Source organism: Synechococcus sp. BO 8801 (assembly GCF_002252675.1).
GTDB lineage: Bacteria > Cyanobacteriota > Cyanobacteriia > PCC-6307 > Cyanobiaceae > Cyanobium.
Window position 1 is genome coordinate 62,296 of the sequence record NZ_NQKY01000012.1, and the last position, 22,038, is coordinate 84,333.

Sequence of the window (22,038 nt, forward strand, 5' to 3'; positions counted from 1 at the left end):
GGTCCGCGCCGGGATGGAAGGAACGGTTCACGGCGAGCGTTCTGGCTGAGGGTGACCCCATCACAGCTGCGGGACAGCGCCGGAATGATGGAAGGGAGAACCCTGCCGTGCACCGGACTTTCCTCGTTTCCTCCCGGAGGTGAACCCCGGGAACCGTCCACCCATTGTGCCCGCAGCCAGTGACGTTGCCGCCCGATGACCGCAGCTTCTGACCGGTAAGGGGGGAGGATGGCCCGCAGGAGGTTCCTTCCCTTCACGGGGAGGACGCAAGGAGGAAAGGCGGTGCGGGGTGACCCAAGTCCGCCGCTGTCCCGCAGCTGTGATGGACACCGTGGCCCCCGCCCCGTCGTCCTCAGTCAGAACGCTCACCCCCCACGACACCTTTCCTGCCGGCGAGGACCGGAGATCATCCATGAATCTGCCTTCCCTGGCCAAGCGGCGCGGCGCCCTGCCCATCGCCCTGCTCGCCATGTGCGCCCTGCCGCTGCTGCTGGCGGCTCCCGCATCGGCCCACCACCTGATGGATCTCACCGGCATGAAGCCGGGCGTCCTCACCGGCCTGCTGAGCGGCCTGGCCCACCCGATCCTGGGCCCCGACCACCTGCTGTTCCTGCTGGCCATCGGCCTGGTGGGCATCGTCCAGCCCTTCCGCTGGGTGCTGGCCCTGCTGGGCTGCGGGCTGGTGGGTAACGCCCTGGGGCTGGCCCTGCCGGGCTTCCCCTGGATCGAGCCCCTGGTGGCCCTCTCGGTGGCCCTCACCGGCCTGGTGCTGGCCCGGCGCCTGCCCCCGGCCGTGCTGGTGCCCGCCTTCCTGCTGCACGGCTACGCCCTCAGCGGCGCCGTCCTCGGCTGGGAACCCACCCCGATCGGCTTCTATCTGGTCGGTCTGCTGGTGAGCCAGAGCCTGCTGCTGCTGGTGGCCCTCACCGCCGTCCGTCGCTGGCGCCGCAGGGCCTCCAGCGGTGCGGTCAACATCACCGCCGGTCTGCTGATGGGCATCGGCCTGGCCTTCACCTGGTCGGCCCTGGTGGCCTGAGGGCTCAGGTGCCCAGCAGGGCGGTGCACTCCAGCCGCTCCTGGCTGGCGGCCCGGTGCGAGGCCCGCAGGCGGATCGCCTCCGCCAGGTACTCGGCGTCGTCGGCGACGCCGCAGAAGCGGGCCGAGCCCCAGGTGTGCAGCCAGGGCAGGCCCAGGACATAAAACCCCGGCACCCGGGTGAGACCCCGCTCGTGGACCGGATGGCCGGCGCCGTCGAACACGGGCACCTCCACCCAGGAGAAATCCGGGCTGTAGCCCGTGCACCAGATCACCGCCGCCAGCGGCTCGGCGACCAGGTCGAGGGGCTCCGGCGCACCGGGGGGCGGCGTCCAGCAGGGGACGTAGGGCGCTTCCTCGGGGGCATCGAGGCCCTCGCTGGCGATGTGGTCGTCGATGCTGCGGCAGATGCGGCTGTAGACGGCATCGGCCCCGTCGAGGTTGGCGGCCAGGTCGCCGGCGAACCGGATGCGGTCGTGGCCGAGGTCGGCCAGGCGGCCGTGCAGCACCATCCCCTCGAGGGCTCGGCGGCGCAGGTCGATCTCCCGGCCGCCGTCGCGGCCGGTGAGGTAGTGGTTGGTCTTGCCCCGCACCGCCCTGGGATCGGCGTGCTGGTCGATCGGCATGGCGTAGTAGCCCATGCGATCGAGCCAGTCGACCACGTCGCGGCCGCGGTAGCGGCGGGGGGAGCGGGGGGCGCTGCCGACGCTCAGGTGCACCCGACGGCCGGCCAGATGCAGGTCTTCGGCGATCTGGCAGCCCGACTGGCCGCTGCCCACCACCAGCACCGGTCCGGGGGGGAGGGTGGCGGGGCTGTCGTAGTCGCGGGCATCGATCTGCAGGATCGACTCCGGCAGGCGGGCGGCGAGGGGGTGGCGCTTGGGGCGGTGGTAGCCGCCGGTGGCGATCACCACCTGCTCCGCCTCGATGGGGCCCTCATCGGTGGAGAGCAGGAACCCCGTGCCGCTCGCCTGCAGGCGGTTCACCGCCACGCCCTCGCGCACGGGCACCTGGATGTGGTCGGCGAAGCGCTGCACATAGCGGACGATCTCCTCGCGGCCCATGAAGCCCTCGGGGTCGTCGCCGTCGTAGGGGAAATCCGGGAGGCGGCACTGCCAGTTGGGCGTCACCAGGCAGAAGGAGTCCCAGCGCTGGCGGGCCCAGGCATGGCCGATGCGGTGGCGCTCCAGCACCAGGGGCCGCACCCCGCGCTTCTGCAGGCAGTGGGCGATCGACAGGCCCGCCTGACCGCCGCCCACCACCACCACCGGGTGCCGCTGCACCGACTCCGAACCCCTTGCCACAGCCACCCCGGCGCCTGAACGAAAGCCGATGCTGGCCGCCGCTGGCGATACCTCCTGTAACGACCGGCACGGATCGCCCGGGCGCCGTGAGTACCGGTACCCGGCGCCGGCATTCGGTGGCATCGGCGACACAGAACAAAAGTTCATCCGTGGCACGGTCCCCCATGCCGATTCCACCGACCGCACTTCCCCATGCCCCAGGTCAGCCGTCCCGCCAACCAGACGGGTGAATTCCTCGTCGACTACGAGGAGAAGGTCTTTCCCGACGTCAAGGCCGAACCCGGTGAGAAGGCCCTGGTCACCTTCCACACCGTGGCCTTCGAAGGTTCCATCGGCCTGGTGAACCTGCTGCAGGCCAGCCGCCTGATCAACAAGGGCTTCGAGACCTCGATCCTGCTCTACGGCCCGGGGGTGACCCTGGGGCTGCAGCGGGGCTTCCCCAAGCTCGGTGATGCCGCCTTCGACGGCCACCTCAACTTCGGCGCCCGCATCCAGAAGTTCATGGACCAGGGCGGCAAGGTCTACGCCTGCCGCTTCGCCCTGCAGGCCCTCTACGGCCACGGCGAAGGCGCCCTGATCCCGGGAATCACCCCGGTCAACCCCCTCGATGTGCTCGACATCGTGCTGCTGCACCGCAAGGAAGGCGCCTTCATCCTCGACACCTGGACGCTCTGAATGCCCGCCACGGTCACCGTCGCCGCCGCCCAGATCCGTCCGGTGCTCTACAGCCTGGAGGGATCGGTGGCGCGGGTGGTGGCGGCCATGGAGGAGGCCGCTGCGGCCGGGGTGGAGCTGATCGTCTTCCCCGAGACGTTCCTGCCCTACTACCCCTACTTCTCCTTCGTGGAGCCGCCGGTGCTGATGGGCAAGTCGCACCTGAAGCTGTACGAGCAGGCGGTGACGGTGCCCGGCCCTGCCCTGGGCCGGATCACCGCCGCCGCCCGCCAGCTCGGCCTGCACGTGCTGCTGGGCATCAACGAGCGCGATGGGGGCAGCCTCTACAACGCCCAGCTGCTGATCGATTCCGCCGGTGAGCTGGTGCTGAAGCGCCGCAAGCTCACCCCCACGTATCACGAGCGGATGGTGTGGGGCCAGGGTGACGGGGCCGGCCTCCAGGTGGTGCCCACCGCCCTCGGCCGCATCGGCGCCCTGGCCTGCTGGGAGCACTACAACCCCCTGGCCCGCTTCAGCCTGATGGCCCAGGGCGAGGAGATCCACTGCGCCCAGTTCCCCGGCTCGCTGGTGGGGCCGATCTTCGCCGAGCAGACCGCCGTCACCCTGCGCCACCACGCCCTCGAGGCCGGCTGCTTCGTGGTCTCCTCCACCGCCTGGCTGGAGCCGGAGGACATCGAGCGGATCACGCCCGATCCGGTGCTGCAGAAGGCCTGCCAGGGGGGCTGCCACACGGCGGTGATCAGCCCGGAGGGCCGCTACCTGGCCGGGCCGCTGCCCGATGGCGAGGGGCTGGCCATCGCCGAACTCGACCTGACCCTGATCACCAAACGCAAACGCATGATGGACAGCGTCGGCCACTACAGCCGCCCCGACCTGCTGGGGCTGCTGATCGACCGCAGCCCCGCCCGCCAGCTGCATGAGCGGTCTGCCGAACCCGGACTGAACGAATTCGCCATCGCCAACACCGTCTCCGCTGCCGGTGAGGCGCTTCCTGCCCTGCCACTGCTGGAGGAGCTGCACCATGGCTGAGCACGATCGCCGCGCCCTGGGGCGCCGGCTCACCGAATTGCAGGTGCATGGGGTGGTCGACCCGGCGGTGCCCGGCAACCCCGGCCGCCGGGGCGGGGCAGGCCCCTCTGATCACCGCGCCCTCAGCATCGACGGCACCACGGTGATGGTGCCCGTCTACAACGCCCTGGCCGGCAGCTCGCCCTACCGGCTGGACACCGCCGCCGCCGGCGGCCTGGAGGTGAGCGGCACCACCGCGACCCTCGCAGCCGACGACGCCTGGCCCCTGACGGTGGAGACCCCGCCCGAGCCGCGCTTCTACGGCCTGGCCACCGCCGAGGGCATCCCCTACCGCTCCATCGCCCTGCTGCACGGCCGGGACGTGCTGGCCACCACCCTCCTGCAGACCTGCATCCGCTTCCGCGACCGAACCCAGTCGTGCCAGTTCTGCGCCATCGAGCAGTCGCTGGAGGATGGCCGCACCCTCGTGCGAAAGACGCCGGCCCAGGTGGCGGAGGTGGCCGAGGCGGCGGTGCGCCTCGATGGCGTGCGCCAGCTGGTGCTCACCACCGGCACCCCCAACAGCGACGACCGGGGCGCCCGGCTGATGGCCGAGACCGCCGCCGCCGTCATGGCCCGGGTGGACCTGCCGATCCAGGCCCAATGCGAGCCCCCCGAAGATCCAGCCTGGTACCGCCATATGAAGGATGCCGGCGTCGACAGCCTCGGCATGCACCTGGAGGTGGTGGAAGAGGAGGTACGGCGGCGGATCCTGCCGGGCAAGTCGGAGCTGGGGCTGGAGCGCTACATGGAGGCCTTCGCCGAGGCCGTGGCGGTGTTCGGCCGCGGCCAGGTGTCCACCTACCTGCTGGCCGGGCTGGGGGACAGCGCCGCCTCCCTCATTGCCGTGAGTGAGCGGCTGATCGCCCTGGGCGTCTACCCCTTCGTGGTGCCCTTCGTTCCGATCGCCGGCACCCCCCTGGAGGCCCATCCCGCCCCCTCCACCGACTTCATGGTGGCGGTGTACACGGCCGTGGGCGACCGGTTGCGGGCCTCCGACCTCAGGTCCGAGGCCATGGCGGCCGGCTGTGCCAAGTGCGGCGCCTGCTCGGCCCTGTCCCTGTTCGAAGCCGGCCCGGAGCCGGGCACTCCCTGAGCGCGGCCATGTTCTTCATCGACCCCTCCAGCCACGACATCGGCCGCAGCGCCAGCTCGGCGCCCGCCGCCTTCACCCCCTCGGTGCGGCGGGGGGTGGCGATCGAAGCCGAGGACTTCCGCCTCTCGCCCACGGCCAGCTCCCAGCGCTTCTCCTTCCATCTGCTGCGGCGCGGCACGCCCCTGGAGGAGGGCTACTGGCAGCTGCGCAGCGCCATCTTCTGCCAGGAGCAGCACCTGTTCGAAGACTCCGACCGGGATGAGAAGGATGGCCACGCCTATCCCATCGCCGCCCTCGACCACAGCGCCGGCAGCGGCAGCGGCGTGGTGGGGGTGGTGCGGATCCTGGAGGAGCGGCCCCGCCTCTGGTACGGCGGCCGGCTCGGGGTGCACGGCGACCACCGCCGCCACAACCAGATCGGCAAGGGCCTGATCTGGAAGGCGGTCACAACGGCCAACGGCTGGGGCTGCGACCGCTTCCTGGCCACCGTGCAGCTCCAGAACGTGCGCTTCTTCCAGCGCCTGCACTGGACGTCGATCGACACCCTGGAGATCCGCGGCCTGCCCCACCACCTGATGGAGGCCGATCTCTCCTATTACCAGCCCGGCCTGGAGCGGCGCCCCCTGGCGGCGGGCGAGGTGGCGGGGGTGGCGGCGGCGTGAGTCGTCCCGGGCCGCAGGGTCCTGATCTGGCGGCCCTGGCCGCCCGGCTGCGCCAGCTCAGTGGCCTCACCGGCAAGACCGACATCCAGTCCCCGGCGGCCACCTTCCCCCACCAGCCCTTTCCCGCCCTGGGGCCCGCTGCCGCCCTCGGCGACGATGCCGCCCTGCTGCCGGCGGTGGCCACGCCGCTGCTGCTGGCCAGTGAGGGGCTGGACCCGGCCCTGGTGGCCGCCGACCCCTGGTTCGCCGGCTGGTGCGGGGTGCTGGTAAACCTCAGCGACATCGCCGCCATGGGCGGCACCCCGATCGCGGTGGTGAACAGCCTCTGGTGTCGCAGCGCCGCCCGGGCGGAACTAATCCTGGCGGGCCTGCGCCGGGCCTCGGAGGTGTTCGGGGTGCCGGTGGTGGGGGGCCACACCAACCTGCACAGCCCCTACGACGCCCTGGCGGTGGCGGTGCTGGGCACGGCCGCCGGCCCGGTGCTCTCGGCCCGTGCGGCCCGCCCCGGCGACCACTGCCACCTGCTGATCGACCCGAACGGCGGCTTCCGCGGCGCCTCCCTCTGCTGGGATGCGGCCACCGACGCCGAACCGGCCCGGCTGCGGCGCCAGCTGGCCCTGATGGCGGAACTGGCGGCCGACGCCAGCGTCCATGCCGCCAAGGACATCAGCATGGGCGGCCTGGTGGGCACCGCCGCGATGTTCTGCGAAGCGGCGGGCTGCGGCCTGAGCCTGGATCTGGCGGCGATCCAGCCCCCCGATGGGGTGGCGCTGGAGCCCTGGCTGACCTGCTTCCCCAGCTTCGGCTTCCTGCTGGCCGCCCGCCCCGATCAGGAGGGCCGGCTGGCGGAGCGGGTGGCCGCCTGCGACGGCCTGCTGCTGGCGCGGATCGGCACGTTCACGGCGGAGCGCCGGCTGGTGCTGGAGGCGGAAGGCCGGCAGGAGACGATCTGGCGCGGTGAGGCGCCGCTCACCGGTTTCGGCGTGCTGTCGTGATCGTCACCGCAGCCGGGGCGGCCCCGGCCCACAATCCTCCCAATGGGTGGTGGGGGGCGCCATGCCGGAAGTGGAGCTGACGCTGGAATGGCCGGATGGGGGCAGGAGCCGCCTCTATTCCCCGTCCACGGTGATCCTCGAGCACCTGGCCCCGGGCCAGACCGTGACGGTGGCGGAGCTGCGCACCAAGGGCACCCTGGCGCTGCGGCAGGCCTCCGAGCGGGTGCGGGCCCGCTACGGCTTCGCCTGCACCCGGGCCGATGAGGAGGAACGGCGCCTGCTGGAGCAGGCGGCAGCCTTCGCCGCCGAAGAGCTGGTGAGCGTCCAGGCCGCCTAGTTGGCCGGACCGGCTAGTCGGAGAGCACCCGCTCGATGCGCCGATCGGGGACCAGCCACATCAGGGCCACCAGCGCATAGACGGCTTGGCCAACGGCCGGAGAGCGCAGGCTGGCCAGCATCGCCACCAGATAGAGGGTCAGGGAGGTGTGTCCCTTCCAGTCGCGGCCCACGGCCCGGCGCAGCAGGGAGTCGGGGCCCTGGCTGGCGATGATCCGGCCCTGAAGGATGAAATAGGCGAGGGCCGCCATCACCATCACGGCGCCATAGAGGAACGCAGGAGCGATCGCCCGGTGGTTCTGGCCCATCCAGCCGGTGGCGAAGGGCACCAGCGACAACCAGAACAGCAGATGCAGGTTGGCCAGCAGCACCGGGCCGCTGACACGCTGCAGGGTGTGCAGCATGTGATGGTGGTTGTTCCAGTAGATGCCGATATAGATGAAGCTCAGCAGATAGCTCAGGAAGACGGGGATCAGGGGCACCAGGGCCGCCGGTTGGGTGTCGTGGGGCACCTTGATCTCCAGCACCATGATCGTGATGACGATGGCCAGCACACCGTCGCTGAAGGCCTCCAGGCGGGTGGTGTTCATGGGGGCCCGTGAGTGGATCTGGCTGCTTATGGCAGAAACGACGCAGAGTGCTGCAGAAAGGACATGAATCGCTACATCGTCCAGACAGCCTGGCACCACTCAACAGGTGAGAGATGCCGCCTCCTGCCGCCGCAGATGGGGAGAAAAGAAATCTTCGCGGGGCTCCGCGCTCCGTAGAGAAGGGTTGACCACCTCGAAGCAAGATCCGATGAGATGTCGCATCCGCAGACGCCTGTTGACGCTGGCCTCCATGGCCGCCCTGGTTGTCTCCCTGATGATCCAGTGGCCAGCCACGGCCATGGCCAGCCATGCCCCCTCTCTCACCCCCGTCGCTATCGCCACCATGTCCAACAAGATGAACGCCAAAGCCAAGGAAGCCGAAGGCAAGATGGAATCGGCCTATGGCGAAATCACCGGTGACACGGGTCACCAGGTGAAGGGCAAAGCCAAGCAGGTGCAGGCCTCCGCGATGAACGCGGCCGAAGTTGTCAAGGACGGCACCAAGGCCGCGGCCCGCAAGGCCAGTGATGCCGCCGACAAACTGGCCGACAAGATCAAGTAACCGGCCCATTCACCTACGCGTCCCTGACGCGTCACCAACGCATCACCATTGAAAGGAGGACCCCATGCTGGAATCACTCGCCGTCATTCTGGTGATTCTCTGGCTGCTCGGATTGGTGACGTCTTACACCATGGGCGGCCTGATCCATCTGCTTCTGGTCATTGCCCTGATCGTGATTGCGGCCCGACTGATCAGTGGTCGGACCGTATGACAGGCCCTCGGCGCACGGATCAGGCTTCCTCGGCCAGACATCCCCGCATCTTCAACAGGGCCTTGCGCTCCAGATGCTGCACCTTGTGCTTGGACAGGCCGATGCCCTCGCCGATCTTCGCCAGCGACGGGGAATCGGCGCCGGCATAGCGAAGACGTAGCACCCGGCGCTCCAGAGGGGACAACTGGAGCAGGGCACGGTGCAGCCACAGGTAATCGTCCTGAAGGCCGGGCTCGCTGGGATCGCCGATCAGATCCGTCAGGCTCACCTCCCCGTCGGTGCTGCCCAGGGTCTGGTCGAGGGAGAGGGTCTGCAGGTCGTGGGAGGCCTGAAGCACGGTCTCCAGCCGTCTCGGGCTCTCCCCCAGCTGGACGCCGATCGATGCCAGCGTCAGGGGCTCCGGGGAGGCTTGGCGCAGGGCATGCACCTTGCGGGCCAGGGCCGCCATCTGGGGCGGGATCCGGATCAGACCGGCCGTTTCCTGGAGATGGCGGTGCACCGCCTGGCGGATCCACCAGGAGCCGTAGGTGGAGAACCTGTAGCCGCGCTCGGGCAGGAAGCGCTCCACCGCATGGATCAGGCCGAGGTTGCCGGCCTGCACCAGATCCATCGGATCCAGATGCATCTGGCGGATGCGGTTGTGCTGCTGCTTGCAGATCGACACCACCAGGCGCAGGTTGCCCGTGACCATGCGGGCGAAGGCGCGGCGGCCTCGCCGTTCCTCGCTGGGGGCAGGGGCCGGCTGGGAGCGCCAGTCCTGCACCAGGGCGCCGAGATGCAATTCCTCGGCGGGCGTCAGCAGGGGGATACGACCAATGCTGCGCAAATAGTCCCCAAAACAATCTGACATGGCGACCAGAAAAGGGGGCACCTACGAGTTTAGGAATGGCAGAGACATCGTCACGATCGACATTCGGTTCTGCGGCAGATCTGCAGCATCCAGATGCATAGACCGATGGAGATATAGCCTAATTTTTGTATCCGTTGCAACCCACAGGAGAACGCACCATGACGCTGATTTCGCTCATCATCACCCTGATCGTCGTCGGGGTTCTGCTGTGGCTCGTCAACAACTACATCCCCATGGACGGGAAGATCAAACGCATCCTGAACATTGTCGTGGTGGTCGCCGTTGTGGTGTGGCTCCTCAACATCCTGGGTCTGATGGATTCACTGCGCAGCATCCGCATCGGCCGCTGACGAACGGCCGTCGCCGGCAGCCTCAGCCGTCGACCACGGCGCTGGGCATCGCGTGCAGGGCCTGGGTCTCCTCCGGGCCCAGCACCAGCTCCGTCGATTCCTCTCCCGCCAGGGGCAGGCTGAGCACCAGGGGCAGGGCGTCGCTCGGGCGGGGCAGCAGGTCCGCCATGTCGAACTGGGCCGAGCTCTCCGGCAGGGCCCCGGCCCCGACCGCCACCAGCTCCTCACTGCGGTTGGCCAGGGTCCAGGAGCCGCCGACGCCGTCGCTGAGCAGCAGGGGCCGGCTGTGGTCGACGGCGATGCCCGGGGTGAGGGCGCTGAGGCGCAGGCGCTCGCCGCTGGGGTAGGCGGGATCGGGCTGCTCGAAGATCCTCATCGACCAGCGGTTGTCGCCCCGGTCGCGCAGGCTCCAGCGCTGGCCGTCGTCGGCCCGGGCCAGGCCGGGCGCCAGGGTCAGCAGCAGCACCAGGAGCAGGGCCGCCAACGACGCCAGCCAGGGCCGCACGCCGCTGCCGGGGGAGCCCGAAACAGGTTGAGCAGAAGCACGCATGGGGAGCAGCCCCGATCGGGGATCGTTCAACGTTATCGTTTTATCGTCCGGCAGCGGCAAGCGACATGGCCGCAAGGCGATCTCGCCGCCCTTCGCTCCCGGTCTGTCCATCTTCGGATGTCCTGCCATGACTCTCACCACCCTGTCGCGTTCCGGGGTCCATCCCTGGGATCGCTTCAAGAATTGGGTCACCAGCACCGAGAACCGCCTCTACGTGGGCTGGTTCGGCGTACTGATGATCCCCACCCTGCTCACGGCCACCGTCTGCTTCGTCATCGCCTTCATCGGCGCCCCGCCCGTCGACATCGACGGCATCCGCGAGCCCGTCTCCGGCGGCCTGCTCTACGGCAACAACATCATCACCGCCGCCGTCGTGCCCTCGAGCAACGCCATCGGCCTGCACTTCTACCCCATCTGGGAAGCCGCCAGCCTCGACGAGTGGCTCTACAACGGCGGCCCCTACCAGCTGATCATCTTCCACTTCCTGATCGGCATCTTCTGCTGGATGGGCCGGGAGTGGGAGCTCAGCTACCGCCTGGGCATGCGCCCCTGGATCGCCGTGGCCTACTCCGCCCCGGTGGCCGCCGCCACCGCCGTGCTGCTGATCTACGCCATCGGCCAGGGCTCCTTCTCCGATGCCATGCCCCTGGGCATCTCCGGCACCTTCAACTTCATGCTGGTGCTGCAGGCCGAGCACAACGTGCTCATGCACCCCTTCCACATGCTCGGGGTGGTGGGCATCTTCGGCGGCGCCCTGTTCTCGGCCATGCATGGCTCGCTCGTCACCAGCTCCCTGGTACGGGAGACCACCGAAACCGAGTCCCAGAACCGGGGCTACAAGTTCGGCCAGGAGGAGGAGACCTACAACATCGTGGCCGCCCACGGCTACTTCGGCCGGCTCATCTTCCAGTACGCCTCTTTCAACAACAGCCGCAGCCTCCACTTCTTCCTGGCGGCCTGGCCGGTGATCGGCATCTGGTTCGCCGCCCTGGCGGTGGTGAGCTTCTCGTTCAACCTCAACGGGCTGAACTTCAACCACTCGATCCTGGATCACCAGGGCCGTGTGGTCGACACCTGGGCCGACATCCTCAACCGCGGCGGCCTGGGCATCGAGGCGATGCACGAGCGCAACGTGCACAACTTCCCCCTCGATCTGGCGGCCGCCGCCAGCACCCCCGTGGCCCTCACGGCGCCGTCGATCGGTTAGTGGGGCTTTGAACCCCGCCCAGCCATCGGCGCCCTGAGCACCTGCCGGGCCCGGAGCGATCCGGGCCCTTTTGCCGTGACACGCTATGGATCTCCGCCGGCTGACGCGATGGCCCGCCCCCCCTACCAACCCTCCCTGCTGCGGCTGACCCACGGGGTCACGGCGTTGTTGGTGCTGGCCGCCTGGCTGAGCGGGCTGTTCGTCTACAGCCGCTACGACGGGCGCTGGGGGCGGCTGCCCTTCACCCCGCCCGGCAGCTGGATCGACCTGCACGGCCAGGCGGGCTTCCTGCTGCTGCCCCTGGGCCTGGTCTTCGCCGCCTACGCCCTCACCCTGGGCCGGCCGCGCCTGAAGCGCATCACCAACGCCATGGCCCTGGGGGCCCTGGTGCTGGCGGTGGCCACCGGCAAGCTGATGCAGGAGGACTGGCTGCGGGACGGCCAGCTGCACCACCTGGCCTACAGCCTGCATCTGGTGGCCTGGCTGCTGATCGGCCTGGCCGTGGTGCTGCACGTGGGCGAAAGTCTGCGGCTGGGGGGGACGCCGCTGCTGGCCTCGATGGCCAGCACGACCCTGCGGCCGGGCGATCTGCCCGGCGACTGGCCGGGACAGGTGCGGCGGTTTCTGAAGCGGGGGGGCTGAACGTCCGGCCCCGGGGATGTGTCTCAGGTGGCCGTGGGCGTGCGTGGCTATCCCTTCCACATCCGGTCAAGGCCAACTGAATTACGATGACTCAACAGCAGTAATTCAGGCGATGCGCAGCACCATCACCGCCCGCGGCCAGACGGTGGTTCCGGCCCCGATCCGCGAACGCTTCCAGCTGGGTCCGTCCACGCGGTTGGAATGGATCGTGGAGGGCGACGGGACCATCCGTGTGGTTCCCGTTGCCCTGGATCCCATCACCGCCTTCCGCGGCTCCGGCGCCGGAGGCGCCACCACCCGTCTGCTCGCCGAACGCCGCCACGATCGCCAGCAGGAGGCCTGATGGCCGGCCGCTGGCTGCTTGACACCTCCGCCCTGCTGGCCCTGCGCGACAACGAAACCGGCGCGGAACGCGTCGCGGAACTGCTCCAGCGCTCCCAGGCCCGCCAGGACAGCTGCCTGGTGTGCTTCATGAGCCGCATGGAGTTGCTCTACCGGGTGTGGAAGGACGAAGGCGAACGGGTCGCCCGCCTCGCCGATGCCCAGCTGCGCTCCCTGCCCCTGGATTGGGTGGCGGCCAGTGACGCCCTGCTGGACCGGGCGGCGGCCATCAAGGCCACCCATCCCCTCTCCGTGGCCGATGCCTGGATCGCCGCCGCCGCTGAGCAGGAGGGGGCGGTGCTGGTGCACAAGGATCCTGAATTCCGCTCCCTGGCCCACCTTCCCCAGGACTGGCTGGGCTGAGGCCACCACAACGGCCTGATCCAAGCGGCTCACCTGGCAGGAAGCGGCGGATGAACCGCTCCAGGGCCATCGGTGTCTCAGGGCCGATCGAATCTGCTGGCATCCCCAACCCCTGATCGGCGTCTTGAAGTCCGTGCGACGGAGGATCAGGTGCCACCGTTTCGGTTGCAGAATGGTTGCCGCTGCCCCGGCAACGGCCATGGCCAGGAGCCTCACCCTCAAGAATCTCCCCGACGACCTCTACGGCCGCCTGAAGCATGCGGCCAGGCAGCATCGCCGCAGCCTCAACAACGAAGCGATCGTGTGCCTGGAGGCAGCCCTTCCGCCCCAGGCCATCACGGCCGCCGAGCGACTGGAGCAGATCCGGGCCCTGCGCCGCAGCCTGCCGACGGAAGCGGCGTTCACGCCCGACCAGATCGATGCCTTCAAGCGCGAGGGCCGCCCGTGATCGTGGTGGACACCAACGTGGTGGCCTATCTGTTGCTGCCAGGCCCCCAGACCGAGAAGGCTGAGGCACTGCTGCTTCACGAACCTGAATGGGCCGCTCCGGTGCTCTGGCGCAGCGAGCTGCGTAACGTGCTCAGCGGTTACCTGAGACGCGGGCAGCTGGATCACCAGCAGGTGCTGAGGCTCCAGGGCCAGGCGGAAGCGTTGTTGCATGGGTGGAGGCGAGCGACTGCAGCGCCTACGACTGTGAGTTCGTGGCGGCCGCCCTGGCACTCCAGACCCGCCTGATCACCTCCGATCGCCAACTGCTGCGGGCTTTCCCCACGCTGGCGAGCCCGTTGGAGCACGCCGTGCCCTGACACGGGCACAACAACAGCTCACAGCGGATCCCCGGGCAGGAAGCGCCGGATGAACAGCTCCAGGGCCATCGGCCCGCAGCGGGGCTGCCAGGTGGTGCCGCCCGGCAGCCGCCGCCAGCAGGCCACCTGCAGCGCGCCGCCGCCGGCCAGCAGCTGCACCCGGTAGCGGTACTCGGCATCGGCGGCCTGGGCGGGGGCGGCCAGGGGTTCGGCGCCGGGTTGGCTGGCCAGGAAGGCCGCCGCGAAGGCCTCCGGCTCCGGCCGCTGGCGCAGGGCCGTGGCGAAGCGCCAGGCGGCGCCGGTGGGGTAGCCGTCGTGGTGGAGATAAAGGTGGCGCTCCGGCACGTCGGGAAAGCCAGTGAACGAGTAGACGGCGCGGGTGGCCAAGGGGCTGGGGCGGCTGCACAGGGAAGTGCCACCGGTGTCTCACAACCAAGGAATGGTTCTGGCCGTACGATGGACGTACAAAGAGGCCGGCCGATGGACACCGCCCCCACACGCGCCCGTGATCGGCGCCTGGAAGTTCGGGCCACGGCGGAAGACCGCCAACTGATTGATCGGGCAGTTGCCGCTTCCGGCACCGATCTCACGGGATTCGTGATCACCCATCTGCGCCTGGCCGCCCAGCAGGTGCTTGCCGACCGCGAAGGCTTCCGCCTTGACCCCGAGGCGCTCGACGCCTGGGAGCGCATCAACCAACGACCGGCACGGTCGCTGAAGGGCCTGCGCGAGTTGATGGATCGGCCCTCACCATTCCAGGGGTGAGCGCCGATTACCTGTCGCCCCGCCTGCTGACCGCCGCCGATCGCCTCGACGGTTTCGAATGTCGATCAGAAGAGCAAACGATCTGGTTGAGGCAGCACGCTCGCCAGGCCCATGCCCGTGGAGGCACCAGCAGGGTGTTCGTGGTCAACGAAGTCGGCGGCAGTGATGTGGTGGCTTACTACGCCTGGTGCATGGCCAGCATCACTCCTGCCCAGGCTCCGCAACGGCTGCGGAAGGGTGCCGGCCGCTATCCCCAGCCCGTTGCCCTGCTGGCCCGGCTCGGTGTCGACCTTGACCATGAAGGGCGAGGCCTCGGTGCCGCTCTATTGGCGGATGTGATCAGCCGTACAGCCCAGATCGGCTCCGAAGTGGGTTGTAGGGGACTGCTCGTCCATGCCGAGAGCGCATCAGCCAGGGCGTTCTATCTGCATCTGATTCCAGAGTTTGAGCCGTCCCCCACTGACCCCTTGCATCTGGTGCTGCTGATGAAGGACATCCTGCGGACGCTGGGGTGAGTTCCCTACGCTCAGTAGAGATCAAAGAACGGATTCCGCGAATGAGAACCGTGAAAAGCCTGATTGAGGAACTGGCCAGGTTCCCTGCAGAGGCTCTTTGCCATGCCTACGAAGGTGAGATCATCGGGATCGTTGTTCGGCACTGCGGACGCGAGGGAGTGATCCACTGCAGTGAGCGTGAAGGCGCTGAGCAGGGAACAGAGACGTTCAAAGACTTGTAAAGCGCGGCAGATCAGATGGTCTGGAGGTCATCGCTGGAATCGCGAAAATTGATCCGCTGGTCTTTCAAGCCCGTGACTGAGCTCCGCAGATCAGCGGCCTCGATGTCAGCGAGGAGTTGCTGGTGATCAGAATCCAGTGATGCCGGAAAGCTCAGACCATCCTTTCGGTGCCATGCGTGAAATCATGTCCATCAGCCTGCCGGCGGATCTCATGGACGCGCTCGACCAAGTCACGGCCGCAGAGGGGATCTCGCGCAGCGATCTGGTCCGGGCCGCCATGGCTCCGTACGCCGAGGCCCAGGGGGTCTTCAACGATGACGACGTCTTCCACCTGGTGGCGTGAGGCTGGTGGTCGACGCCGCAACCCATGGCCATGCCTTCCCCGAAAACGATCAGCGGGCCAGGCCCAGGAAGACCAGGATGGAGCGATTCAGCCGCACCAGAAGCGCGTCATCGAGGATTCCGATCCTTCGACCCAGCCATGCGCGAGGCAGTGTGGTGAGCTGGCCAGCAGCAGCCGGCCTGCCCGCCACGGTCCAGATCTCACCGCGATTCATTGCTGAACCTGATCCGGCCAGATGGAGATGGCGTCCGCAAAGGCCTGGTCTTCGGCCTCCAGGGGGCCGGCATTGGCCAGCAGGCTCTGGCGACGGGCCTCGGTGGTGAACCGGGGCGAGCGCACGTCGGGCACCCAGATCTGGATCGGCCGCAACCCCTGGGAACGCAGCCGCTGGTGGGCGTCGCCGTCCGTCGCTGGATCCATGGACTCCCACCTGCGGTGGCAGGTAGCACGATAGGAGGGCTGACCCATGGCGCCGCAGGCCCCAGGCTGGTGCAAGCACGACGCCGCGCGACGGCTGGCCATGGGCGATCCAGCCACCCCCACCGACCCCGCCCAGCTGCGCCGCGACTACCGGAGCCAGGACCTGCGGCGGGGGGATCTGGCGGCCGATCCGGTGGCGCAGTTCCGGCGCTGGTTCGATCAGGCGGTGGCCGCCGCTCTGGACGAGCCCAACGCCATGGTGCTGGGCACCAGCGATGGGGTGCGCCCCAGCGCCCGCACGGTGCTGCTCAAGGCCTTCGACGAACGGGGCTTCGTCTTCTTCACCCACTACGAAAGCCGCAAGGCCAGCGAGATCGGCGCCCACCCGGAGGTGAGCCTGCTGTTCCCCTGGTACGGGCTGGAGCGGCAGGTGGCCATCCTGGGCCGGGCCGAGCGCATCAGCGCCGCCGAATCGCTGGCCTACTTCGTCTCGCGCCCCGTCGGCAGCCGGCTGGGGGCCTGGGTGTCGCAGCAGAGCACCGTGATCAGCTCCCGCTCGATCCTGGAGATGCAGTGGGACGCCATGAAGCGCCGCTTCGCCGATGGCGAGGTGCCGCTGCCGCCGGCCTGGGGTGGTCTGCGGGTGGTGCCGTTCGAGTTCGAGTTCTGGCAGGGCCGCAGCAACCGCCTGCACGATCGCTTCCGCTACCGGCCCGAGGGCGGGGCCTGGACCATCGAGCGGCTGGCGCCCTGAGGCATTATGCGGCTATGCTCATAGCACTTGATGCCTGAGTACCGATGGCCGTCGCACCCGCGCCCTCCCTGTCCCTCCTCGCTGCCGCCGGGGGTGAGCCGCTGCTGTTCCGCCAGCTGTTCGACGCCGACACCGGCACCTTCACCTATCTGCTGGCGGATGTGGCCAGCCGCCAGGCTCTGCTGATCGATTCGGTCTTCGAGCGGCACGACCGCGACCTGGCGCTGATCCGGGAACTGGGCCTCGAGCTGGTGGCCGCGATCGACACCCACGCCCATGCCGACCACGTGACCGGCAGCTGGCTGATGCACGAGGCCACCGGCTGCGCCATCGGCCTGGCGGCCAGCGTCGGCGCCGAGAACGTCACCCGCCCCCTGAAGCACGGCGATCGCGTCCTCTTCGGCGGCCGCCATGTGGAGGTGCGCGCCACCCCCGGCCACACCGACGGCTGCCTCACCTTCGTCCTCGACGACCACACGATGGCCTTCACCGGCGACGCCCTGCTGGTGCGCGGCTGCGGCCGCTGCGACTTTCAGCAGGGCAACGCCCACACCCTCTGGGCCTCGATCACCGGGCAGATCCTCACCCTCCCCGACCACTGCCTGCTCTACCCCGGGCACGACTACACCGGCCGCAGCGTCACCTCCGTCACCGAGGAGAAGGCCTTCAACGCCCGCCTCGGCGGCAACGCCACCGAGCGGGACTTCGTGGGCCACATGGAGAACATGCGCCTGCCCCATCCCCACCGGATCGCCCAGGCCCTGCCGGGCAACATGCGCTCCGGCAAGCCCCGCGACGCCAGCGCCGCGCCCGCCTGGGCGCCGATGGCCCGCAGCTATGCCGGGCTGCCCGAACTCAGCCCGGCCTGGGTGGCCGCCCACCGCGGCGATGTCACGGTGCTGGATGTGCGCTCCGCCGAGGAGTTCGACGGGCCCGACGGGCGCGTGGCCGGCAGCCTGCTGATCCCCCTGCCGGAGCTGGAGAGCCGCTGCGGCGAGATCCCCTCAGGTCGCCCGCTGGTGGTGGTCTGCCATTCGGGCAGCCGCTCGGCGCTGGCCACCCAGCAGCTGCTCAAGGCCGGCCGCCAGCAGGTCGCCAACCTCCACGGCGGCCTGAGCCGCTGGGCCGCCGAGGGCTTCCCCCTGGAGGGGGTCGTCCAGGCCTGAAGCGCTTGCCACTGATTTTCATCCCATTCCTCCCTCCCTCCATGACCCCCACAACCATGACCAGCACACCTGTGACCACCCCCAGCCGCCTGGGCGCCCACGACCTCGCCGAACGGCTGGCCTCCGGTGAGGTCACCGTGATCGATGTGCGCGAGCCGATGGAGTTCGCCACCGGCCACATCGCCGGCAGCCTCAACGTGCCCCTCTCCCGCCTGGCCCAGGCCGACCTGCCCCGCGGCCCGCTGGTGCTGGTCTGCCAGAGCGGCAACCGCAGCGCCAAGGGCCTCGCCCAGCTGCTCCAGCAGGGCCATCCCCACCCCGTCGCCGACCTGCTCGGTGGCGTGCCCGCCTGGCAGCAGGCCGGCTTCCCGGTGCGCAAGCTCAAGGGGGCGCCGCTGCCGCTGATGCGCCAGGTGCAGATCGTCGCCGGCAGCCTGGTGCTGCTGGGGGTGATCCTGTCCCAGGCCGTGGCCCCCGGCTGGATCTGGCTGAGCGGCTTCGTGGGCGCCGGGCTCACCTTTGCGGGCGTCTCCGGCTTCTGCGGCATGGCCAGGCTGCTGGCCGTGATGCCCTGGAACCGGGTGTCGCTCGGCTCAGGCCGGGGCTGATCCGCCGCCTCCGGGCGAAATCGGCCGGCGCCACAGGCCGATCCATTCGTCCTGGCGCTGGTCCACCGAGCCGGTGGCCGGCTCCCAGAGCTCAGCCACCAGGCCCGCCCGGCCCAGCTGGGCGGCCACCACCTCGGGGTCGCTGCCCCAGGGCGGACCGCCCGGGTTGCCATGGCACCAGAACAGCCCCAGCAGCCAGCCGCCCGGCGCCAGCAGCCGGCAGACGGTGGCGATGTAGGCGTCACGGCGGCCCGGATCGATGGCGCAGAAGCAGGTGTGCTCCACGATCCCGCGGAGGCTTCCAGACGTCAGACCCGCCGCCTCCAGGGCCTGCTGGTCGAACAGGTCGGCCTGCAGCCAGCGCAGACCCGCCCGCTCCGGGCCATGGAGGCCGCGGGCTTCGGCAAGGGCCTCGCTGCTGAAATCCAGGCCGATGGCCGCGAAGCCGAGCTGCTCGAGCAGGGCGGCCTCATGGCCGCGGCCGCAGCCCGGCACCAGCACCTGGCCGGGGGGCCGGGGGGCCAGCGGATGGCTGCGCAGGAACCGCTCCAGCGGCGGAGCCGGCCGGCCCAGTTCCCAGCCGTCCGTGCCCTGGCGGTAGCGCTGGTCCCAGTGGCCTGGCTCAGCGGTGGAGGCCGGCGTGGAGGGGTTCATGGCTCCAGCATGGCCCCCCGCGCCGGGTGTCTCCCTAGCCTGACCGGATGCGCCTGCTGCACACCTCCGACTGGCACCTGGGCCGCAGCTTCCACGGCGCCTCGCTGCTGGAGGAGCAGGAGGCGGCGATCGAGCGGATCGCCCAACTGGCGCGGGAGCATGCCGTCGATGCGGTGCTGATCGCCGGCGACCTCTACGACCGGGCCATCCCACCTTCCGAGGCGGTGGAGCTGTTCAACAAGGCCCTGGCCCAGCTGAGCCGGGATGGCACCGCCGTGGTGGCCATCGCCGGCAACCACGATTCCCATGTGCGGGTGTCGGTGTACGACCCACTGCTCTCGGCCTTCGGGGTGACGGTGCGGGGCGATGTGGGCCGGGCCACCGAGCCGGTGCTGGTGACACCCCGGGACGGCGGCACGCCGGTGGCCATCTATCCCCTGCCCTACCTGGAGCCGGCGGTGGTCGGTCCGGCCCTGGCCGGGGCACCGGTGCGCCTGCGCCACGAAGAGGTGACCCGGCTGGCCATCGAGCGGATCCACGCCGACCGCCGCGAACGGCCGCCGCACCGTTCGGTGCTGGTGGCCCACACCTTCGTGGCGGGCGGCGAGACGTCGGAGTCAGAGCGGGAGCTCACCATCGGCAACGTCGACCGGGTGAGCGTGGCGGCCTTCGAGGGCTTCGATTACGTGGCCCTGGGCCACCTGCACGCCTCCCAGCAGCTGGACGGCCCACGGGTGGCCTACTCGGGCACCCCCCTGGCCTATTCCTTCTCCGAGGAGCGGCAGGCCAAGTCGGTGCGGATCGTGGAGCTGGCCGCCGACGGCACGCCCTCCGTGGAGGTGGTGCCCCTGGGGGTGGGCCGGCGCCTGTGCACCCTGCGGGGCCCCATCGAGCAGCTCTGCTCAGACCCTGCCCACGCCGCCGCCAGCGAGGCGCGGGTGCGGGCGATCCTCACCGACGACACCCTGCCCCTGCAGGCCATGGCCCGGCTGCGGGCCCGCTTTCCCCACATCGCCGAGCTGCGCCACGAGCCACCGGAGCTGGCCCGCGCCGGCGAGGCCGAGCGCCACCGCCAGGTGCGCCAGGCCCGCTCGCCGCTGGAGCTGGCCACCGCCTTCTTCAGCGACCAGCAGGGCCAGCCGCCCGGCGAGCCCGAGGCCGAGCTGCTGCGGGCGGCCCTGGCGGCGGCGGAACGGGGAGGGGAGCGGTGAAGCCGCACCGGCTGGCGATCGAGGCCTTCGGGCCCTACGCCGATCCGGTGGCGATCGACTTCGACGAGCTGGCCGCCGAGGGGCTGTTCCTGATCCACGGCACCACCGGCGCCGGCAAGACCTTCCTGCTCGATGCCCTCTGCTTCGCCCTCTACGGCGAGGTGTCGGGCGACCGCAGCGTCAAGGGCCTCCGCTCCGACCACGCCGCCCCCGGCGCCGTGCCCCGGGTGAGCCTGGAGTTCTCCTGCGGCGCCGCCCGCTACCGGGTGGAGCGCACCCCCGCCCACACCGCCCCCAAGGCCCGCGGCCAGGGCACCACCGAGAAGCCGCCCCAGGCGGTCCTGTTCCGGCTGGACGCCGGGGCACCGGAGCAAGCCGTGGCGGCGAAGACCACCGAAGTGACCCGGGAGGTGGAACACCTGGTGGGGCTCAGCGCCGCCCAGTTCCGCCAGGTGATCCTGCTGCCCCAGGGGCGCTTCGCCGAGGTGCTGCGGGCCAAGGCCGAGGAGCGCGAAGCCCTGCTCAAGACGCTCTTCGACACGGTGATCTACGAGCGGGCCGGCTGGTGGCTCGAAGACCAGGCCCGCGCGGCGCGGAACCTGGCGCTGGACCAGGCCCGGGAGCAGGAGGTGCTGCGGCGCCGGGCGGCCGACGCCTGGGCTCCCCACGCTCCTGAGCCGCCGGAGGGGACCGAACCGGCCGAGCCCCCGGCCGATCAGGCCGGCATTGAGGCGCTGATGGGGCAGATCGGTGAGGTGGTGCAGGGCACCGAGGCCGCCCTGCAGTCGGCCTCCACCAGCCTGAAGGCGGCCCAGGCAAGCCAGGCGGCCCTGGCGGCGCAGGCGGACCGCTTCGACCGGCGCGCCGCCGCCACCACCCTGCTGGGCGAGCTGGAGGCCAAAAAGGAGACGGTGGAGGCGTACCGCCAGAAGCTCGCCCTGGCGGAGCGGGCCGAACGCCTGCGCTCCAGCCTGGGGGCCGAGCAGGGGGCCCGCCAGTCCCTCGCCCTGGTGGAGCAGGGGCTGCAGGAGCAGCTGCGCGCCGCACGCCAGGCCAGGGACGTCGCCCAGGCGCTGCCGCCGTCGGTGCTGGGGCTGGATCTGGTGGCCTTGCCCAACTCCGAAGCCCTCGCGTCGGCCGGTGCCGACCTGGCCGCCCGGGGGGCCGAGGTGCGGGAGCTGGCGAAGAAGGCCGAGGAGGCCGCCCAGGCCGGGGGGGCCGCGTCCGCCGCCAGCCAGCGGGCCGGTGAGGCCGAGGCCGGGCGGGCGACGGCCGCCTTGCAGCAGGAGCGGCTGGCGGCGGAGCAGGAGCGGGAACTGGCGCTGCTCGCCCAGGCCCGCAGCGCCCGCGACCAGCTCGAAGGCCTGCAGCGGGCCGCCAGGGAGGCCGAAGGCCGTGCCGTTGCCGCTGAAGCGATCGCCCCGGCCCGGGAGCGACAGCACGCGGCCGAGGTCGCCAGGAACGGGGCCGATCGCCAGGTCAACACGGCGGCCGCCGACCTCAACGAACTGCGGCGGCGCCAGATCGAGGGCATGGCCGCCCGGCTGGCCGGGGAGCTGGCCGCCGGAGCCCCCTGCCCTGTCTGCGGCGCCACCGACCACCCGGCGCCGGCCCGGCCCTCCGCTGACGCGGTCGATGACGGGACGATCACCGCCGCGGAACGGAGCCTGGCCGCGGCCACCCAGGCGGCGCAGGCGG

31 protein-coding genes and 2 riboswitches are annotated in these 22,038 nt (G+C 70.3%); of the genes, 24 read left to right on the top strand and 7 right to left on the bottom strand.

Annotated features, from left to right (window positions below):
* Positions 1–14: 14 nt before the first annotated feature.
* Positions 15–173, bottom strand: a riboswitch (cobalamin riboswitch).
* A gap of 50 nt (positions 174–223) precedes the next feature.
* Positions 224–387: riboswitch (cobalamin riboswitch) on the top strand.
* 25 nt (positions 388–412) lie between these two features.
* On the top strand, positions 413–1,036 hold the full coding sequence (locus CJZ86_RS10295) for a HupE/UreJ family protein (RefSeq protein WP_094585860.1): 624 nt from the start codon (positions 413–415) through the stop codon (positions 1,034–1,036).
* 4 nt (positions 1,037–1,040) lie between these two features.
* Here CJZ86_RS10295 and CJZ86_RS10300 read toward each other — a convergent pair whose 3' ends face one another.
* Entirely contained in the window at positions 1,041–2,345 is a 1,305-nt protein-coding gene (locus CJZ86_RS10300; protein ID WP_198960116.1) for an MSMEG_0569 family flavin-dependent oxidoreductase, read from the bottom strand.
* 186 nt (positions 2,346–2,531) lie between these two features.
* On the opposite strand from CJZ86_RS10300, the gene CJZ86_RS10305 reads away from it, so the two are divergent.
* The 6 genes from CJZ86_RS10305 (at position 2,532) to CJZ86_RS10330 (ending at position 7,172) form a co-directional block, all read left to right on the top strand.
* Positions 2,532–3,014, top strand: a complete 483-nt coding sequence (locus tag CJZ86_RS10305) for an MSMEG_0572/Sll0783 family nitrogen starvation response protein (RefSeq protein WP_094585861.1) — start codon at positions 2,532–2,534, stop codon at positions 3,012–3,014.
* Positions 3,015–4,043: a Nit6803 family nitrilase gene (locus CJZ86_RS10310; protein WP_094585862.1), complete on the top strand. Its 1,029-nt coding sequence runs from the start codon at positions 3,015–3,017 to the stop codon at positions 4,041–4,043.
* Complete coding sequence (locus CJZ86_RS10315; protein WP_094585863.1) at positions 4,036–5,178, top strand: MSMEG_0568 family radical SAM protein; 1,143 nt, start codon at positions 4,036–4,038, stop codon at positions 5,176–5,178. The genes CJZ86_RS10310 and CJZ86_RS10315 overlap by 8 nt, the downstream gene beginning before the upstream one ends.
* A gap of 8 nt (positions 5,179–5,186) precedes the next feature.
* Entirely contained in the window at positions 5,187–5,840 is a 654-nt protein-coding gene (locus tag CJZ86_RS10320; protein WP_094585864.1) for an MSMEG_0567/Sll0786 family nitrogen starvation N-acetyltransferase, read from the top strand.
* On the top strand, positions 5,837–6,835 hold the full coding sequence (locus tag CJZ86_RS10325) for a sll0787 family AIR synthase-like protein (RefSeq protein WP_094585865.1): 999 nt from the start codon (positions 5,837–5,839) through the stop codon (positions 6,833–6,835). Before CJZ86_RS10320 ends, CJZ86_RS10325 begins: the two co-directional genes overlap by 4 nt.
* A 61-nt stretch (positions 6,836–6,896) precedes the next feature.
* Positions 6,897–7,172 carry an MSMEG_0570 family nitrogen starvation response protein gene (locus tag CJZ86_RS10330; protein WP_094585866.1) on the top strand — a complete coding sequence of 92 codons (276 nt, stop codon included), beginning with the start codon at positions 6,897–6,899 and terminating at the stop codon, positions 7,170–7,172.
* A 13-nt stretch (positions 7,173–7,185) separates the two neighbouring features.
* On the opposite strand, the gene CJZ86_RS10335 is transcribed toward CJZ86_RS10330, so the two are convergent.
* Positions 7,186–7,761 carry a TMEM175 family protein gene (locus tag CJZ86_RS10335; protein WP_094585867.1) on the bottom strand — a complete coding sequence of 192 codons (576 nt, stop codon included), beginning with the start codon at positions 7,759–7,761 and terminating at the stop codon, positions 7,186–7,188.
* Between the two features lie 235 nt (positions 7,762–7,996).
* Here CJZ86_RS10335 and CJZ86_RS10340 point away from each other — a divergent pair, with 235 nt between their 5' ends.
* Both CJZ86_RS10340 and CJZ86_RS16775 read left to right on the top strand, forming a co-directional pair.
* Positions 7,997–8,323: a CsbD family protein gene (locus CJZ86_RS10340; protein WP_233133961.1), complete on the top strand. Its 327-nt coding sequence runs from the start codon at positions 7,997–7,999 to the stop codon at positions 8,321–8,323.
* Between the two features lie 64 nt (positions 8,324–8,387).
* Positions 8,388–8,534 carry a lmo0937 family membrane protein gene (locus CJZ86_RS16775; protein WP_143594130.1) on the top strand — a complete coding sequence of 49 codons (147 nt, stop codon included), beginning with the start codon at positions 8,388–8,390 and terminating at the stop codon, positions 8,532–8,534.
* A gap of 19 nt (positions 8,535–8,553) precedes the next feature.
* Here CJZ86_RS16775 and CJZ86_RS10345 read toward each other — a convergent pair whose 3' ends face one another.
* Positions 8,554–9,360, bottom strand: coding sequence for a sigma-70 family RNA polymerase sigma factor (locus CJZ86_RS10345; RefSeq protein WP_158219548.1), 807 nt, complete (start codon positions 9,358–9,360; stop codon positions 8,554–8,556).
* 182 nt (positions 9,361–9,542) lie between these two features.
* Between CJZ86_RS10345 and CJZ86_RS10350 the strand changes: the two genes are divergently transcribed.
* A complete protein-coding gene (locus CJZ86_RS10350; RefSeq protein ID WP_094585869.1) occupies positions 9,543–9,734 on the top strand; it encodes a Thivi_2564 family membrane protein in 192 nt (63 codons plus the stop codon).
* Between the two features lie 22 nt (positions 9,735–9,756).
* Here the strand turns inward: CJZ86_RS10350 and CJZ86_RS10355 are convergent, their stop codons facing one another.
* Positions 9,757–10,284, bottom strand: coding sequence for a DUF3122 domain-containing protein (locus tag CJZ86_RS10355; RefSeq protein WP_233133962.1), 528 nt, complete (start codon positions 10,282–10,284; stop codon positions 9,757–9,759).
* Positions 10,285–10,411: 127 nt separating this feature from the next.
* On the opposite strand from CJZ86_RS10355, the gene psbA reads away from it, so the two are divergent.
* The 6 genes from psbA to CJZ86_RS17345 all read left to right on the top strand — a co-directional run bounded on the left by psbA (position 10,412) and on the right by CJZ86_RS17345 (position 13,683).
* Positions 10,412–11,491: a photosystem II q(b) protein gene (gene psbA / locus CJZ86_RS10360; RefSeq protein WP_094585870.1), complete on the top strand. Its 1,080-nt coding sequence runs from the start codon at positions 10,412–10,414 to the stop codon at positions 11,489–11,491.
* Between the two features lie 108 nt (positions 11,492–11,599).
* On the top strand, positions 11,600–12,133 hold the full coding sequence (locus CJZ86_RS10365) for a cytochrome b/b6 domain-containing protein (RefSeq protein WP_094585871.1): 534 nt from the start codon (positions 11,600–11,602) through the stop codon (positions 12,131–12,133).
* Between the two features lie 112 nt (positions 12,134–12,245).
* On the top strand, positions 12,246–12,476 hold the full coding sequence (locus CJZ86_RS10370) for an AbrB/MazE/SpoVT family DNA-binding domain-containing protein (protein ID WP_094585872.1): 231 nt from the start codon (positions 12,246–12,248) through the stop codon (positions 12,474–12,476).
* Positions 12,476–12,877, top strand: coding sequence for a PIN domain-containing protein (locus CJZ86_RS10375; RefSeq protein WP_094585873.1), 402 nt, complete (start codon positions 12,476–12,478; stop codon positions 12,875–12,877). The genes CJZ86_RS10370 and CJZ86_RS10375 overlap by 1 nt, the downstream gene beginning before the upstream one ends.
* Positions 12,878–13,076: 199 nt before the next feature.
* On the top strand, positions 13,077–13,325 hold the full coding sequence (locus tag CJZ86_RS10380) for a FitA-like ribbon-helix-helix domain-containing protein (protein ID WP_094585874.1): 249 nt from the start codon (positions 13,077–13,079) through the stop codon (positions 13,323–13,325).
* Between the two features lie 214 nt (positions 13,326–13,539).
* Positions 13,540–13,683: a PIN domain-containing protein gene (locus CJZ86_RS17345; RefSeq protein ID WP_233133963.1), complete on the top strand. Its 144-nt coding sequence runs from the start codon at positions 13,540–13,542 to the stop codon at positions 13,681–13,683.
* Between the two features lie 18 nt (positions 13,684–13,701).
* On the opposite strand, the gene CJZ86_RS10390 is transcribed toward CJZ86_RS17345, so the two are convergent.
* Positions 13,702–14,070, bottom strand: a complete 369-nt coding sequence (locus CJZ86_RS10390; protein ID WP_094585875.1) for a hypothetical protein — start codon at positions 14,068–14,070, stop codon at positions 13,702–13,704.
* A 93-nt stretch (positions 14,071–14,163) separates the two neighbouring features.
* On the opposite strand from CJZ86_RS10390, the gene CJZ86_RS10395 reads away from it, so the two are divergent.
* The 3 genes from CJZ86_RS10395 (at position 14,164) to CJZ86_RS10405 (ending at position 15,527) form a co-directional block, all read left to right on the top strand.
* Positions 14,164–14,448, top strand: coding sequence for a type II toxin-antitoxin system TacA family antitoxin (locus tag CJZ86_RS10395; RefSeq protein ID WP_094585876.1), 285 nt, complete (start codon positions 14,164–14,166; stop codon positions 14,446–14,448).
* Positions 14,445–14,963, top strand: a complete 519-nt coding sequence (locus CJZ86_RS10400) for a GNAT family N-acetyltransferase (RefSeq protein ID WP_094585877.1) — start codon at positions 14,445–14,447, stop codon at positions 14,961–14,963. Before CJZ86_RS10395 ends, CJZ86_RS10400 begins: the two co-directional genes overlap by 4 nt.
* Before the next feature lie 393 nt (positions 14,964–15,356).
* Complete coding sequence (locus CJZ86_RS10405) at positions 15,357–15,527, top strand: CopG family ribbon-helix-helix protein (protein WP_233133964.1); 171 nt, start codon at positions 15,357–15,359, stop codon at positions 15,525–15,527.
* 210 nt (positions 15,528–15,737) lie between these two features.
* Here CJZ86_RS10405 and CJZ86_RS10410 read toward each other — a convergent pair whose 3' ends face one another.
* Positions 15,738–15,947 (bottom strand): antitoxin MazE family protein, encoded by a 210-nt coding sequence (locus tag CJZ86_RS10410; RefSeq protein WP_094585879.1) that lies wholly within the window; start codon positions 15,945–15,947, stop codon positions 15,738–15,740.
* 100 nt (positions 15,948–16,047) lie between these two features.
* Here CJZ86_RS10410 and pdxH point away from each other — a divergent pair, with 100 nt between their 5' ends.
* From pdxH to CJZ86_RS10425, 3 genes are read left to right on the top strand one after another with little or no spacing between them, the layout of a single operon-like run.
* Positions 16,048–16,701, top strand: a complete 654-nt coding sequence (gene pdxH / locus CJZ86_RS10415; RefSeq protein WP_094585880.1) for a pyridoxamine 5'-phosphate oxidase — start codon at positions 16,048–16,050, stop codon at positions 16,699–16,701.
* Between the two features lie 44 nt (positions 16,702–16,745).
* Positions 16,746–17,867, top strand: a complete 1,122-nt coding sequence (locus CJZ86_RS10420; RefSeq protein ID WP_094585881.1) for an MBL fold metallo-hydrolase — start codon at positions 16,746–16,748, stop codon at positions 17,865–17,867.
* Positions 17,868–17,923: 56 nt separating this feature from the next.
* Positions 17,924–18,475 (top strand): rhodanese-like domain-containing protein, encoded by a 552-nt coding sequence (locus CJZ86_RS10425; protein ID WP_094585882.1) that lies wholly within the window; start codon positions 17,924–17,926, stop codon positions 18,473–18,475.
* On the opposite strand, the gene CJZ86_RS10430 is transcribed toward CJZ86_RS10425, so the two are convergent.
* Positions 18,461–19,129 (bottom strand): methyltransferase domain-containing protein, encoded by a 669-nt coding sequence (locus tag CJZ86_RS10430; protein WP_094585883.1) that lies wholly within the window; start codon positions 19,127–19,129, stop codon positions 18,461–18,463. The two genes, CJZ86_RS10425 and CJZ86_RS10430, sit on opposite strands and share 15 nt — an antisense overlap.
* A 47-nt stretch (positions 19,130–19,176) precedes the next feature.
* Between CJZ86_RS10430 and CJZ86_RS10435 the strand changes: the two genes are divergently transcribed.
* Together CJZ86_RS10435 and CJZ86_RS10440 are read left to right on the top strand one after the other, a co-directional pair.
* Positions 19,177–20,340: an exonuclease SbcCD subunit D gene (locus CJZ86_RS10435; RefSeq protein WP_094585884.1), complete on the top strand. Its 1,164-nt coding sequence runs from the start codon at positions 19,177–19,179 to the stop codon at positions 20,338–20,340.
* A partial coding sequence (locus CJZ86_RS10440; RefSeq protein ID WP_143594133.1) for an AAA family ATPase occupies positions 20,337–22,038 on the top strand: 1,702 nt, incomplete at its 3' end. The genes CJZ86_RS10435 and CJZ86_RS10440, both read left to right, overlap by 4 nt.